The organism is Rummeliibacillus suwonensis (assembly GCF_007896435.1).
Lineage (GTDB): Bacteria > Bacillota > Bacilli > Bacillales_A > Planococcaceae > Rummeliibacillus > Rummeliibacillus suwonensis.
This window is the reverse complement of record NZ_VCBL01000001.1, coordinates 2,690,191-2,704,628: the sequence shown is the minus strand read 5'-3', so window position 1 is coordinate 2,704,628 and position 14,438 is coordinate 2,690,191. Positions and strand designations below refer to the sequence as shown.

Below are 14,438 nucleotides of genomic sequence, written 5' to 3'. Positions count from 1 at the left end.
ACCGATTAAAGACATATATAAAACGAGTGAATGAAATACAACTACTTTTTGTAGCTAAATTAGGAGGTAAAATATGTTCTCCACATTTATGGGTTTAGAAACAAGTAAGCGTGGCCTTACCACACAGCAATCAGCACTTTATACAGTAGGACATAATATTGCGAACGCAAATACGGACGGTTATTCGCGTCAACGCGTGAATATGGAAGCAACAAGGGGCTTTCCAGGTGTTGGCATGTACACTCCACAAGTACCCGGCTTTTTAGGAACAGGTGTTCAAGCTGGTTCCGTTACGCGTATCCGCGATAAATTTATCGATAACCAGTATCGTCAGGAGTCAACAAAATTAGGCTACTGGTCATCCAAATCAGATGCTATTTCTCAAATGGAAGACATATTGGCAGAACCGTCTGAGTATGGTTTAAACGCAGCATTCGACAAATTTTATGCGGCATTACAAGATTTAAGCACAACACCCAAAAGTGCAGCTACTCGTGCGGTAGTTGCTCAACGCGGTGAACACTTAGCGGATTCGTTTAATTACATCAGTAAGCAACTAACGCAAATCCAAACAAATTTAAAAAATGAAATTAGTGTAGAATCAAATGATGTCAATTCCATCCTGAAACAAATTGCAGCGCTCAATCAGCAAATCGGTAATGTAGAGCCAAATGGTTATTTACCGAATGATTTGTATGACGCTCGTGATACACTAGTCGACCAGCTATCTGAATACTTTAATGTGACGGTTAGTTATACCCCATCTGGTGGTAACGCGTTAGATATTGCAGAAGGGAAAATGAATGTTTCGATTAAATTAGACGATGGTTCGTTGGTAAAAGTCGTAGATCAAAACCAAGCGGCTACACTTACTGCGAATGGGTATAAGCCAGATGGTGCAGGTGGTTACACACTAGGAGCTTTTGATAGCTCAGATACGTATACACCATTCACAAACTTTACCATTGATTTGGGCGGCGCCACAACTTCTATCAATTATGATCAATTCGATGATGTTGGCTCTGGGAAAATGGCTTCTTTGATTGATTCATATGGATATGCGGTAAAAAATAATGATGTAGCATCATCCAATGCTGTAACGACAGATGGCTCAGGTGCATGGCTCACAACTATTACAGTAGCTGCCGACAAAAATTTATCCGATGGCCTGTATCCAGATAAAATGGAAGAGTTGAATTTGTTAGCAAGGGAGTTTGCGAAAAAGTTCAATGAAATCCATAATGCAGGTTATACATTGGAGAAGGAAGGGCCTCCTGTAGTACCTTCTGAAGTTGGAGAAAATTTCTTTGTGGATGGTAATGATAGTCCAAATGATGCAACAATCACGGCCGCCAACATTAAAGTGAGTGCTGATATTCTAAAAGATTATAACAAAATTGCAGCTTCCACAGTTGCGGGTGAAGAAGGAAATGGTAAAAATGCCATTGAGCTTTCTAATCTAAAAACGACAACGATCGCAGGCTTAGATAATGCATCTGCCCAAACCTATTACGAAGGGTTTATTGGTAACTTAGGCGTTCAAGGTCAAGAAGCAGCAACGATGGCGTACAATGCAGGAACGCAGCAATTAACCGTTGCTAACAATCGCGCATCCATGAGCTCTGTATCACTAGATGAAGAAATGACCAATATGATTACGTTCCAACAAGCGTACAATGCATCTGCACGTATGATTACAGTTGTAGACGAAACATTAGATAAAATCATCAACGGCATGGGCCGCGTAGGATTATAGGAGGTATAGTCAATGCGTGTCACACAATCAATGCTTTCAAACAATATGCTTCGTAATTTAAATAATAGCAATAGTAAACTAGGAAAATATCAGGAGCAATTGTCATCAGGCTCCAAAATAACTCGTCCGTCAGATGATCCTGTTGCCACCGTTAAAGGGATAGGCTATCGAACAGAATTAGCTAAAAATTCCCAATATACACGTAATATGACGACAGTTAATAGCTGGTTAGATTCCTCTGATGATGCGCTAGGACAAGTGGGGAGTGGATTGCAACGGGTACAGGAGCTTGTTACACAAGCAGCAAATGATACCAATACGGATGAAGAGCGAGAAAAGATTAAAATTGAAATCGATCAAATTCGCCAACAATTGCGAGATGTGGCCAATACACAGGTAGGGGATTCTTATATTTTCAGTGGAACTAAAACACTCAGTCCACTATTTACAAGTTCAACAGCCAATAGTTCAAAAGACGATAAGGATGTTCCACTAAATGGGAATTCAGAGAATGTAACGATAGAAGTTTATGACGGTGTCACGCTAGATGTTAACGTAGATGGTGCAACGCTGTTCAGAAAAATCGATAATTTAATGGCAGACGTACAAACTGCCTTGAATGATGACGATGCGCTCAATGCAGGTACAACATCTGGTACTGTCATTGGTAATCTTCTTGGAGATATTCAAGATGGTCAAGAAGATGCGTTGCAAGCACGTTCAGTAATTGGTGCCAAACAAAATCGTGCCGATATGATGACAGACCGTATAAGTATTCAAAAAATTAGTACAACCAAACAAATGTCTGATAACGAAGATGTCGATTATGAAGAAACGATTACCAATCTAATCACCGAAGAATCCATTCATCGTGCGGCTTTATCAGTAGGTGGACGAATTATTCAACCAACATTAGTAGATTTTCTTTAATCATTCATAATTTTGGGAGGACTCTCACAAGTATTTTGAGAGTCCTTTTCTAAAGGATGTGATAATAATGAAATTAGATCATATTCAAATTCATACAACTGATGCGAAACTAGCCCTAAATATAAGTGACCCTGTTCAGCATATTGAACAGCCGCGTGCCAAACAGCATATCGAGCAACCCGCCGCAACGCTTGAAATTCATTCAACACCAGCGAAGCTACTAATTGATTCTTCTCAAGCCTATCGTGATTTGGGACTCTACACACCAAAGGAAGCGGTCGAGGTCAATGCCCAAAAGGGAAAACAAAAAGCAATGGAAGGCGTCGCGCGTCGTGCAAGTGAAGGCGATCAAATGATGAATATATCCAAAAATTCTGGTGACGCTATCAGGAACATCGCAGCAAGTAAAGCGATCCCAGCACCACCCCAAATGGCAATCACATGGAAACCATCTGTTGGTGCTGTAAAAATCCATTATCAAGCAGGTAGTCTTGATATCAACATACAACGGCATCAACCAAAGATTGATGTTCAAATTGGAAAAGTGGTCCATGACTACACACCTGGGGATGTCACTGGTACGCTAATACAAAGGCCATCCGTCGAAACAACAGTAATCAAAGGGGAAAATTAAGGTGTATGCTAATCTAGCGTACACTTCTTTTTTGTCATAAAGTGAACCTTTATCAGTGGATTTTTCTTTATCCACCACTGATGATTAGTTCAACTAATTGGACACATGCGACAGCTGATCGCTCATCTAACTTCATTACTTTCGTTGAATTTTAAGGTGGACGTATGATTGCCTGTCACTGTGGGATAGATAACAGCCAACACTTACTTCTTAAAAAGTCTATGTTAAAATAGTAGAAAAGAATTAGAAAATACAGTTGAAACGAGGGAGAAATACATTGAAAATAGATACAAAATTCTTAGGACAAGTAGAAGTCGAAAAGGAACAGCTTATAACTTTTGAAGAAGGCATCCCAGGCTTTCCAGACGAAAAACAATTTGTACTGATTCCATTTGGAGAAAATACACCATTCATCATTTTACAATCAACAAACACTGTTCAAACCGGCTTTGTACTTGCTTTTCCATACTTGTTTAAAGCGGACTACGCATTCGACTTGTCCGATGAAGATGTAGAAGCACTTAGCATTGAAAAGCAGGAAGATATTATTACATACGCCATTGTCACATTGAAAGACACGTTACCAAACTCAACGATCAATCTGTTAGCACCTATTGTTATCAACACCAAAAAACAACAAGGTAAACAAATCATTTTAAAAGATAATCATCAAGAATTACTACATTTTCCACTCCAATCAGTGACAGAGGGGGCAAAATGATGCTAGTCCTCACACGCAAAACAGGTGAATCTATCATGATTGGTGATACTATTGAAGTGAAAATTATTGCAGTCGAAGGCGATCAAGTCAAACTCGGCATCGATGCCCCTCGCTCTGTTAAAGTCCATCGCTCCGAAGTCTATAAAGCTATCCAAGAAGAAAACAAAGCGGCGCTGAATGCTTCGATTGATTTGTTGAAGGGATGGGAAGGAAAAAAGGATATTAATAAAGAAAATTAGTCATGAATATCAATTATTTTCTTTAATCCATTAACAATAAGAGAAAATAAAATATGAAATTTCTCAAAAAATAATAAAAAAATTTAAAAATTAACTAAACAATCTAAAATGCTTCACGATATATATTGTGTAGGGCGAAAGCCAAACAACTCCACAGGGACGTGGAAATAAAAACATTTCAAGGAGGAATCTCATTATGAGAATTCAACACAATATTTCAGCTTTAAATGCACACCGTAATTTAGGAATCAACAATGATGCCGCTTCTAAAAACTTAGAAAAATTATCTTCAGGTTACAAAATCAACCGTGCTGGTGATGATGCTGCTGGTCTTGCTATCTCTGAAAAAATGCGCGGACAAATCTCTGGTTTGAACATGGCATCTAAAAACTCACAAGATGGTATTTCTTTAATCCAAACAGCTGAAGGTGCATTGAACGAAACACATTCAATTCTTCAACGTATGCGTGAATTAGCAGTACAATCTCGTAACGATACAAACGATGAAGCTACAAATGACCGTAGTAATTTGAATGATGAAATTTCACAACTACAACAAGAAATTACACGTATTGCTGAACAAACAGAATTCAACAATAAAAAATTAATTGATGGTTCTCAATCTGATACTGGTTTAACATTCCAAATTGGTGCCAATAAAGGTCAAACATTGAACTTGAAAATTGCTGATATGAGTGCAACAGCATTGGGTGTACAATCTGGTACAGTTAGCGTTTCAACTGGTGGTAATGCATCAAATGCTATCAAATTAATTGATTCAGCTATTAACAAAGTATCTAAAACTCGTTCTGGTCTAGGGGCTGTTCAAAACCGCTTAGAACATACCATCAATAACTTAGGTGTTGCTTCTGAAAACTTAACAGCTGCTGAATCTCGTGTTCGTGATACAGATATGGCAAAAGAAATGATGGCATTTACAAAAAATAATATCTTAACACAAGCTGCACAATCTATGTTGGCACAAGCGAACCAACAACCTCAAGGTGTTCTACAATTATTACAATAAGATAATAATTGATTGTAAAGTCTATATCATTTTAATAAGCAGGAGAAGAGATTTATCATCTCTTTTCTTGCTTTTTTAATGCTACAAATATGGTTGATGAACTTATATTTTTGAAAAATAAACCGATATATACTGTAACAAAGAAAGGAATGTTTTCTATTGCTTGATATTCAAACCGATGTAGCTAAAAATGGAGAAGAAATCATAAAAGTGAATGGAATCTGTTTACACAGTCCCTATAATCCTACGGAAGAAGCGAAATATTTTGTTAAAAAACACTATCGCCCAGCAGATATTCAATTACTAATAGGATATGGAAAAGGATATATATACAGAGAATTATCGAAGCAGAAAAACGAAGACGAAGAAATTTTAGTTTTAGAACCGCTGTTAAAAAATATTCCAGATGTAGTTTATGTAGATAGTGAAAATCAGAAAGAAATAGAAATGGCATTAAGATCAGCTATACATGTAACGGATTCTGTCAATGTTATTGTTGCACCTAATTATGAAAAAATTGTTACACCCAAAATCAAAGATATTCTTTTGTGGGTGAAGGAACATTTATATTCCAATATTATCATTCAGAATACGCTTAATTCTCATGCTGAAGAATGGTATATGAATTTTTTAAATAATAGTTTTTATGCTGCTATGAAAGATAGTCCTATATCTGCCCTGTATCATCAACATAATATTCCAATTGTTATTGCTTCAGGTGGACCTTCTTTAACAAAGCAACTAGCTTCACTGAAAAAATACCGTAATCAAATAATTTTGCTATGTTCTGGTACAACCATTAATTCTTTATTAAAAGAAAATATTGTTCCAGATTATTTATTTTCGGTAGACGGTTCAAAAATTTATTATGAACATTTTAAGAATATTTCAGCAAATTTAAGTCATACGAAATTAGTATACTCAATGGAACATTATTATAAAATCGGTCCTTTATTAAATTCTTCTGAAGCATATTTTTTCGTTTCTGAGGTTTTTCAAAAATTATCTCATCCATTCTCTTTGTTTTCATCCAAAGACCTTTGTACTTTAGCAGGTGGAGGCTCTGTTGCTAACTATGCTTATGCCCTAGCATTAAAAATGACGACTGGAAATATTGCGTTTATAGGACAAGATTTAGCATATACTAATTTTCAGACGCATGCTGAAAATAATTTAAACAGAAAAAAATTGAGCGATGAAGAAGTAAAGAAGAGAGGCCTATTTTATACAGAAGGTTATAATGAAGATGAAAAAGTTTTAACCGATCATCCATTTTATCAAATGAAAAAATCCTTTGAAATCTTATGCAGGAGATTTGATGGGCAAAACCGCACTTTTAATTGTACAGAGGGAGGCATTCTGATTGAAGAATTTATGAATATACCGTTTCAGCAATTTTTAGAACGTAATTGTAAAAAGCATTGTGATGATCGAACAATATCAAGGACTGCTATTGAGGCAAGTGTTGATAGAAAAAAAATCGTACAAGGCTTTGCAACAATTCTTTCGCTATTAGATGAATTGGAAAAAATCTTAAAACAATGTGTTGAGAAAATTGTTCATCATTCATTGTTAGATCATGCAATTGTAGATTTTCTAGGTGAACAGGATTCCAAGATACAAAAATTAATGGACCAAACGGGCATTGGTGTTGTTTTTCAAAAAATTGATGCAGTCGTTTTGCAAAAGTTTAGACCAAAATTAGAAGAAACTGATCAAGAAATATACAATCGCGTATATGACCAAAATTATTATTTGTATAATGAAATGTATAAAAAAACAATTGAAGTATGGGGAAAAGTAAAAAAAATGTATGACCATTATCAAAAGGAAAGATAGGTAATGAAATATGAATGAAGAATTATATGAATCTTATCAAAAATATGTTTTACAATTAGTTAATAATTTACCAAAATTCATAACTGAATTAAAAGAAGAAAATGAAGAACTTTTTACAAAAGATTTTGAAGATTTAGTTGAAGGAATTTCATGGATTAGTAAATATTTAATAGCATCTCATAACCAAAAACAAGTAGAAGTGCTAAATGAAATATTAAAAAAGATTAATATAGCACTAAGTGAAAAAAATTATTACCTACTAGGTGATATTGTAGAATATGAATTACTATTGTTTTTGAAAGAAGAGCTAAATAAAAATTAATTAAAGGTGAATAATATGAAAAAAATCCTAGTAACTGGTGCAGATGGTTTTATCGGCTCTCATTTAACAGAAGAATTAGTACGTCAAGGGTATGATGTGCGTGCTTTTGTCTATTATAATTCTTTTAATTCATGGGGATGGTTGGATCATTCTCCTAAAGAGATTAAAGATTCATTAGATATTTTTTCAGGGGATATTCGGGATCCTTTTGGTGTGAAGGAGGCAATGAAAGGCTGTACGCATGTCTTAAACTTAGCCGCATTGATTGCTATTCCATATTCGTATCATTCCCCTGCAACTTATATAGAAACGAATATTAATGGGGCACTGAATATTGTGCAAGCAGCTCGGGAATTAGGCGTAGAAAAAGTAGTTCAGACTTCAACAAGTGAAGTATATGGAACAGCTCTTTATGTGCCAATAGATGAAGAACACCCTTTACAAGGACAATCGCCTTATTCAGCTTCTAAAATTGGTGCTGATCAAATTGCGATGTCTTACTATCGTTCATTCGATACGCCTGTTTCTTTGATTCGTCCATTTAATACATACGGTCCACGTCAATCAGCGCGTGCAGTCATTCCAACTATTATTAGTCAATTAGCGAATGGTAAAGAAACGATTCAGCTAGGTGCTGTTAGTCCAACACGTGATTTTAATTTTATCAAAGATACTGTATCTGGCTTTATTTCAGTGATGAATTCAGAAAAGGCCATTGGTGAAGTCATTAATATTGGTTCTAACTACGAAGTTTCCATTGGTGAAACGGCTAAACTAATTGCCGATATTATGAATGTAAATCTAAAAATTGAAACAGATGAACAACGTTTGCGCCCTGAAAAAAGTGAAGTCAACCGCCTATGGGCTGAAAATAAAAAAGCAAAAGAATTGGTCGGCTGGCAACCGCAATATGGTGGTAAAGAAGGTTTCCGCAAAGGTTTAAAAGAAACCATGGATTGGTTTACCAATCCACAAAATTTAGCTCAATATAAGGCAGATGTTTATAATATATGATCAACAATACTCAATGGAATGGATTTATCAAAGAGATTAAAGCACATTATCAAAAGGATTTTGTGCCACTTCATGAACCGACATTTGGTGATAAGGAATTAGAGTATGTAACAGATTGCGTGAAAACAGGCTGGGTGTCTTCTGTAGGAGCATATGTAACACGTTTTGAAGAAGACTTGGCAAAAAGGGTAGGTGTCAAACGTGCAGTGGCAGTTGTCAATGGTACTGCAGCACTACATATTGCTTTAAAAGTGGCAGGCGTGAAACCAAATGATGAAGTATTAATGCCAGCTTTGACGTTTATTGCAACAGCGAATGCTGTTTCCTATACAGGAGCTATTCCACATTTTATTGATGTATCTGAAAAATCTTTAGGTGTTGACCCACAAAAATTAGATGCCTATTTAGAAAAAATAGCCGTTCGTCAACATGATGAACTACTCAATAAAGAAACTGGGAGAGTTATTCGTGCTGTTGTTCCAATGCATACATTTGGGCATCCAGTTGAGTTAGATGAATTAATGTCAGTATGCGATAAATACGGTCTTATTTTAATAGAAGATGCAGCTGAATCATTGGGTTCTTATTATAAAGGGAAACATACAGGTAGTTTTGGTAAAGTCAATGCTATGAGCTTTAATGGCAATAAAATTGCAACCACTGGTGGTGGGGGCGCTATTTTAACAAACGATGAGCAGTTAGCAGATTATGCAAAACATTTAACGACGACTGCAAAAGTACCCCATCGATGGGAATATGTTCATGATGAAATTGGCTATAATTATCGTATGCCAAATATTAATGCCGCATTAGGTTGTGGGCAATTAGAAAAAGTACCTCAATTTATAAAGATGAAAAGAGAGTTGACAAATTATTATCAACACCTTATCAAAAATATAGATGGGGTTCAGCTATTTACCGAACCTGCATATGCAAGTAGTAACTATTGGTTACAAACTTTATTATTAGACAAAACCATTGAGCGTGATGAGGTGCTTGCTTATTTAAATGACAATGGTGTGATGAGCCGCCCAATTTGGCAGCCAATGCATTATTTACAAATGTATAAAGATTGTCCTAGAAGTGATCTATCAGTTATTGAAGATTTGAATAAGATAGTTGTGAATATACCAAGTACACCTATAGAGCGAGGAGTATAGATGAAAAAAAGAAAAATTTCCATTGTAACAGCTACTCGTGCAGAATATGGTCTATTGATGAATTTAATGAAAAAAATTCAAAAAGAACCCTCATTTGAATTGCAAATCATTGCGACAGGAGCGCATTTATCACCAGAGTTTGGTTTAACTTATCAACAAATTGAAAAAGATGGATTTATGATTAACGAAAAAGTGGAGATGCTATTATCTTCGGACACGCCTACAGCTGTGGTTAAATCAATGGGGTTAGCTGCTATTGGTTTTGCTACGGCTTTTCAACGTTTATCTCCCGAGTTAGTAATACTTTTAGGTGATCGATATGAAATGTTAGCAGCTGCACAAACCGCTTTAATCATGAAAATTCCAATTGCACATCTTCATGGCGGGGAAAATACATTTGGAGCTTATGATGATGCTATCCGGCACTCTATAACGAAAATGGCAACATGGCATTTTGCCAGCACCGAAGGGCATCGCAAAAGAATTATTCAATTAGGTGAAAATCCAAAGCGAGTATTTAATGTGGGTGCCATGGGAATTGAAAATATTTTAAATTTAAAACTGATGACTAAAAGAGAATTGTACGAAAACTTACATTTAGATGTACAAAAGCCATTATTTTTGATCACACAGCATTCTGAGACGAATGGACAGATTTCGACAATTGATGAATTATTAAAATGTTTGTCGCAGTATGATGTTAATTTAGTATTTACAAAAGCTAATGCAGACAATGGTGGGCGAGAGATCAATGATAAAATTAAAAAATTTACCGAACGGAATGATAACGCATATTTTTTTGATTCGTTGGGACAATTACGATATTTAAGTGCAGCTAAATATGCACAGGTAGTTATTGGAAATTCATCGAGTGGTTTGATAGAAGTCCCCTATTTACAAACTCCTACAGTGAATATTGGAACAAGGCAAAGTGGAAGAGAATGTCCTCATTCTGTTTTTACAACAGGAATTCAACAAAATGAAATAAATAAAGGAATTCAAAAAGCTTTAAATTTTAATGGATCTTACGAACGGATTTTTGGCAAAGGACATGCTTCAACAAAGGTTATAGAAATTTTAAAATCTTTGAGTACATTTAAAATTCAAAAGGAGTTTTATGACTTATGACACATACTTATATTATCGCTGAGGCGGGAGTCAATCATAATGGCTCTTTTTCTTTAGCTAAACAATTAATAGATGTTGCAAAAGAAGCTGGAGCAGATGCTGTTAAATTTCAAACTTTTAAAGCAGAAAATTTAGTAACGAAAGATGCAAAGCAAGCTAATTATCAAGTGGATAATATAGGAAAAGCATCTTCTCAATATCAAATGCTCAAAAACTTAGAATTGTTGTTTGATGAATTTGTCGAGTTAAAGAAATACTGTAATGCTCAACATATTGAATTTTTATCGACTCCATTTGATGTGGAAAGTGTTGATTTTTTAGTTGATCGTTTAAATCTTGAAAAAATAAAAATTCCTTCAGGGGAATTAACGAATATACCATTTTTACATTATATTGCGACAAAGAAAAGGAAAATGATTGTTTCTACTGGTATGGCATCTATGGAGGAAATTCATGAAGCATTGGCTTTTATTGCTTTTGGCTTAGCTTTTCCAGAAGAAAAGAATATTCAATATCAAAATGTTATGGACTATTATAGAAGAGAAGAAACAAAAACATTATTAAGAAAATATGTAGTGGTTTTACATTGCACGACAGAATATCCAGCACCTTTTGATTCTATTAATTTAAATGCTATGCATACTATTTCAAAAGAAACAAACTTAGATATAGGTTTTTCAGATCATTCTAAAGGAATTATTATCCCTGTTGCTGCTGTCGCACAAGGTGCCACCATTATTGAAAAACATTTTACAATAGATCGAAATTTACTTGGACCAGATCATAAAGCTTCATTAGAACCAGATGAATTGAAAGATATGGTGGCTGCCATTCGACAAGTAGAGCTTGCATTAGGTAGCGGAGAAAAGGAACCAATGAAGGTTGAAATAAAAAACCAAGCAGTGGCACGTAAAAGCTTAGTCGCTTTAAAACCGATTCAGCAGGGAGAGCAATTCACAAAGGAAAATCTAGGGGTGAAACGTCCAGGAATAGGGATTAGTCCCGAAAAATATTGGTCCTATTTACATAAGACTGCTAGAAAATTTTATAGTCAGGATGAATTAATTGATGAATAAACCGATAATTATTATAGGGAACGGTGGACATGCATTAGTAGTTGCCGAAATATTAATTCAAAATCAACGGAAGATTTTAGGATATACCGCACCTGAAGAAACAAAAAATAGATTTGATTTATCTTATTTAGGAACAGATGAGACTATCTTGAACTATAACTCTCAAGAAGTTGATTTAGCTATGGGAATTGGAAGTATTGAACCGAATAATATACGTGCTAGAATTTTTAAAGAGTTTAAAGAAAAAGGGTATCATTTTACATCATGCATTCATCCAAAAGCTATAATTTCGGATACAGCAACTTTAAGTGAGGGAGTTCAAGTTATGGCTGGTGCCATAATACAACCTTTCGTACAAATTCATAATAATACGATTATTAATACAGGAGCTAGTATTGACCATGAATGTTCCATTGGGGAAAATGTACATATTGCACCAGGTGCTGTTTTATCGGGAAATGTGCATATTGAATCGAATTGTCATATAGGAACTGGTGCAACTGTGATTCAGGGAATTCATATTGGGGCAAATTCAATGGTGGCAGCTGGTGCGGTTGTTGTGAATAATATAGGATACAATTGTAAAGTGATGGGTGTACCTGCTAAGGAAGTGTAAGTATGAAGAAGATCAATCAAATTACCGTAAGCGAACAAACATCAATTATTGAAACAATGAAAGTCATTGATAAAAGTGCCCTTCAATTTGTAGCTGTTGTTAATTTAAAACAACAGTTAATAGGAACAGTGACAGATGGCGATATTCGTCGAGGGATTTTAAAAGGAATTTCTTTAGAAAAATCTATTGTGGAGATTATGAATTCTAAACCCATTTTTTTAGAGGAAAATACGTCTATCGTTTATCAGTCCTTTATGAAATTGCATAAACTAAAGCAATTGCCTATTGTAAATAATCAGCATGAAATTATTGATATCATTTTTTCAGATTATCTAAATGATATAAACGTTAAACCAAATAAGGTGGTACTCATGGTAGGAGGATTAGGAACACGCCTTCGACCATTAACGGAACACATCCCAAAACCAATGTTGAAAGTAGGAAATAAACCGATTTTAGAAACAATTGTTGAAGGCTTTAAAAACTACGGGTTTGTAAATTTTGTTTTTTGTGTAAATTATAAAAAAGAAATCATTCAAGATTATTTTCAAGATGGATCAGCTTTTGGTGTACATATTGAGTATGTTGAGGAAAAAGAAAGGATGGGTACGGCAGGGGCTCTTTCTTTATTAACAGAAAAACCGAAGGATCCTTTTTTTGTAATGAATGGAGACTTATTAACACAAATTAATTTTGACCAATTATTAAATTTTCATTTAGAACATAATTCTGCTGGAACAATGTGTGTAAGAAAGTATGAGTATCAAATTCCTTTTGGTGTTATTGAAACAGATGAGCATAAATTAGTTTCGATTTTAGAAAAACCAATGAAAGAAGAATATGTTAATGCAGGAATCTACGTGTTAAATCCAGAGGTTTTAGAATTGATTCCACATAATTCTTTTTATGACATGCCAGAATTATTTAATACTATTATTGAAGCTCAAAGGATGGCAACTGTTTTCCCTATTAGAGAATATTGGATGGATATTGGAAGATTAGCAGATTATGAAAAAGCAAACAATGATTATGAGAGTGTGAATAATGATGAATAGCCCAAAAATTTTAGCGATTATACCAGCACGTGGTGGATCAAAGGGAGTTCCCCGAAAAAATATAAAACTGTTAGTTGGAAAGCCTTTAATTGCATGGACAATAGAAGAAGCTAAAAAGTCAAAATATATTTCTAAATTAATTTTATCTTCTGAAGATGATGAAATTATTAATGTTGCTAAAGAATATGATTGTGAAGTTCCTTTTAAAAGACCAATAGAATTAGCGCAAGATAATACACCTGGTATAGACACAATTTTACATGCGATTGAACAATGTCCAGGATATGATTACATTATCCTGCTTCAACCTACATCGCCATTGCGTACTTCAGAAGATATTGATGATTTTATCTCGTATTTTATTAATCAAAATGTCAATGCTTGTGTAAGTGTGTGTGAGCCTTCTAAATCTCCGTATTGGATGTACCAGTTAGGTACTTCCAACAATTTAATCCCTTTGTTGAAAGAAAATGCTTCAATATCTAGAAGACAAGATCTTCCAAAGGCTTATGCATTAAATGGTGCATTGTATATTGCGAATATTGAATGGATTAAACAAACGAAAAATTTTGTAACAGATGAAACTGTTGCCTATGTGATGCCTGTGAATAGATCCTATGATATTGATACAATAGATGATTTTCAAATTTGTGAATACTTATTAGAAAAAAGATTTTCTCATGAGTAATTTAGGCAATACAGAAATGGTGTCTATGCTTATTTTTGTATTGGTATAGCAGAAAAGATATCCACATATTTCATATAGCAATTATTTTTAATCCATGCCAGTTGGTCAAGAATACCTTCCTGACTGAGATGATATTACATTAGAACAATTGACACACCGTAATTTTGAAGAATCTAGATAATTGTTTTTAGAAAAACGTGACATATTTTATGAACAATCAAATCAAAAGCTCA

Annotated in this window: 15 protein-coding genes; all 15 read left to right on the top strand. The window is 34.7% G+C overall.

The window, feature by feature from the left end; genetic code table 11:
- The first annotated feature begins 73 nt into the window (after window positions 1-73).
- The 15 genes from flgK (at window position 74) to FEU33_RS12240 (ending at window position 14,205) form a co-directional block, all read left to right on the top strand.
- Window positions 74-1,756 (top strand): flagellar hook-associated protein FlgK, encoded by a 1,683-nt coding sequence (gene flgK, locus FEU33_RS12310; RefSeq protein WP_146549653.1) that lies wholly within the window; start codon window positions 74-76, stop codon window positions 1,754-1,756.
- A gap of 12 nt (window positions 1,757-1,768) precedes the next feature.
- Window positions 1,769-2,686, top strand: coding sequence for a flagellar hook-associated protein FlgL (gene flgL / locus FEU33_RS12305; RefSeq protein ID WP_146549652.1), 918 nt, complete (start codon window positions 1,769-1,771; stop codon window positions 2,684-2,686).
- A 67-nt stretch (window positions 2,687-2,753) separates the two neighbouring features.
- Entirely contained in the window at window positions 2,754-3,320 is a 567-nt protein-coding gene (locus FEU33_RS12300) for a DUF6470 family protein (protein ID WP_146549651.1), read from the top strand.
- A gap of 277 nt (window positions 3,321-3,597) precedes the next feature.
- The gene (gene fliW / locus FEU33_RS12295) at window positions 3,598-4,041 is read left to right on the top strand and encodes a flagellar assembly protein FliW (protein ID WP_146549650.1); all 444 of its coding nucleotides are present in this window, start codon (window positions 3,598-3,600) and stop codon (window positions 4,039-4,041) included.
- Window positions 4,041-4,280 carry a carbon storage regulator CsrA gene (gene csrA, locus FEU33_RS12290; protein ID WP_146549649.1) on the top strand — a complete coding sequence of 80 codons (240 nt, stop codon included), beginning with the start codon at window positions 4,041-4,043 and terminating at the stop codon, window positions 4,278-4,280. Before fliW ends, csrA begins: the two co-directional genes overlap by 1 nt.
- Before the next feature lie 196 nt (window positions 4,281-4,476).
- Window positions 4,477-5,307, top strand: coding sequence for a flagellin Hag (gene hag, locus FEU33_RS12285; protein WP_146549648.1), 831 nt, complete (start codon window positions 4,477-4,479; stop codon window positions 5,305-5,307).
- A 159-nt stretch (window positions 5,308-5,466) separates the two neighbouring features.
- A complete protein-coding gene (locus FEU33_RS12280; RefSeq protein WP_146549647.1) occupies window positions 5,467-7,146 on the top strand; it encodes a motility associated factor glycosyltransferase family protein in 1,680 nt (559 codons plus the stop codon).
- A 10-nt stretch (window positions 7,147-7,156) separates the two neighbouring features.
- Complete coding sequence (locus FEU33_RS12275) at window positions 7,157-7,468, top strand: hypothetical protein (RefSeq protein WP_146549646.1); 312 nt, start codon at window positions 7,157-7,159, stop codon at window positions 7,466-7,468.
- 15 nt (window positions 7,469-7,483) lie between these two features.
- Window positions 7,484-8,482 carry an NAD-dependent 4,6-dehydratase LegB gene (locus FEU33_RS12270; protein WP_146549645.1) on the top strand — a complete coding sequence of 333 codons (999 nt, stop codon included), beginning with the start codon at window positions 7,484-7,486 and terminating at the stop codon, window positions 8,480-8,482.
- Window positions 8,479-9,642, top strand: a complete 1,164-nt coding sequence (locus tag FEU33_RS12265) for a LegC family aminotransferase (protein ID WP_146549644.1) — start codon at window positions 8,479-8,481, stop codon at window positions 9,640-9,642. The genes FEU33_RS12270 and FEU33_RS12265 overlap by 4 nt, the downstream gene beginning before the upstream one ends.
- Window positions 9,643-10,770 carry a UDP-N-acetylglucosamine 2-epimerase gene (neuC, locus tag FEU33_RS12260; protein ID WP_146549643.1) on the top strand — a complete coding sequence of 376 codons (1,128 nt, stop codon included), beginning with the start codon at window positions 9,643-9,645 and terminating at the stop codon, window positions 10,768-10,770.
- Window positions 10,767-11,846, top strand: a complete 1,080-nt coding sequence (gene neuB / locus FEU33_RS12255; RefSeq protein ID WP_146549642.1) for an N-acetylneuraminate synthase — start codon at window positions 10,767-10,769, stop codon at window positions 11,844-11,846. The genes neuC and neuB overlap by 4 nt, the downstream gene beginning before the upstream one ends.
- A complete protein-coding gene (locus tag FEU33_RS12250; RefSeq protein ID WP_186731393.1) occupies window positions 11,839-12,462 on the top strand; it encodes an acetyltransferase in 624 nt (207 codons plus the stop codon). The genes neuB and FEU33_RS12250 overlap by 8 nt, the downstream gene beginning before the upstream one ends.
- Window positions 12,463-12,464: 2 nt before the next feature.
- Window positions 12,465-13,517 carry a nucleotidyltransferase family protein gene (locus FEU33_RS12245; protein WP_146549640.1) on the top strand — a complete coding sequence of 351 codons (1,053 nt, stop codon included), beginning with the start codon at window positions 12,465-12,467 and terminating at the stop codon, window positions 13,515-13,517.
- The gene (locus tag FEU33_RS12240; protein WP_146549639.1) at window positions 13,507-14,205 is read left to right on the top strand and encodes an acylneuraminate cytidylyltransferase family protein; all 699 of its coding nucleotides are present in this window, start codon (window positions 13,507-13,509) and stop codon (window positions 14,203-14,205) included. Before FEU33_RS12245 ends, FEU33_RS12240 begins: the two co-directional genes overlap by 11 nt.
- The last annotated feature ends 233 nt before the right edge of the window (window positions 14,206-14,438 follow it).

Bases quoted from the DNA above. Each gene is read 5' to 3' on its own strand.
- FEU33_RS12300 (WP_146549651.1), top strand. From the start codon at position 2,754: ATGAAATTAGATCATATTCAAATTCATACAACTGATGCGAAACTAGCC.
- FEU33_RS12250 (WP_186731393.1), top strand. From the start codon at position 11,839: ATGAATAAACCGATAATTATTATAGGGAACGGTGGACATGCATTAGTA.
- csrA (WP_146549649.1), top strand. From the start codon at position 4,041: ATGCTAGTCCTCACACGCAAAACAGGTGAATCTATCATGATTGGTGAT.
- FEU33_RS12275 (WP_146549646.1), top strand. From the start codon at position 7,157: ATGAATGAAGAATTATATGAATCTTATCAAAAATATGTTTTACAATTA.
- FEU33_RS12245 (WP_146549640.1), top strand. From the start codon at position 12,465: ATGAAGAAGATCAATCAAATTACCGTAAGCGAACAAACATCAATTATT.
- flgL (WP_146549652.1), top strand. From the start codon at position 1,769: ATGCGTGTCACACAATCAATGCTTTCAAACAATATGCTTCGTAATTTA.
- neuB (WP_146549642.1), top strand. From the start codon at position 10,767: ATGACACATACTTATATTATCGCTGAGGCGGGAGTCAATCATAATGGC.
- hag (WP_146549648.1), top strand. From the start codon at position 4,477: ATGAGAATTCAACACAATATTTCAGCTTTAAATGCACACCGTAATTTA.
- neuC (WP_146549643.1), top strand. From the start codon at position 9,643: ATGAAAAAAAGAAAAATTTCCATTGTAACAGCTACTCGTGCAGAATAT.
- FEU33_RS12240 (WP_146549639.1), top strand. From the start codon at position 13,507: ATGATGAATAGCCCAAAAATTTTAGCGATTATACCAGCACGTGGTGGA.
- FEU33_RS12265 (WP_146549644.1), top strand. From the start codon at position 8,479: ATGATCAACAATACTCAATGGAATGGATTTATCAAAGAGATTAAAGCA.
- flgK (WP_146549653.1), top strand. From the start codon at position 74: ATGTTCTCCACATTTATGGGTTTAGAAACAAGTAAGCGTGGCCTTACC.
- FEU33_RS12270 (WP_146549645.1), top strand. From the start codon at position 7,484: ATGAAAAAAATCCTAGTAACTGGTGCAGATGGTTTTATCGGCTCTCAT.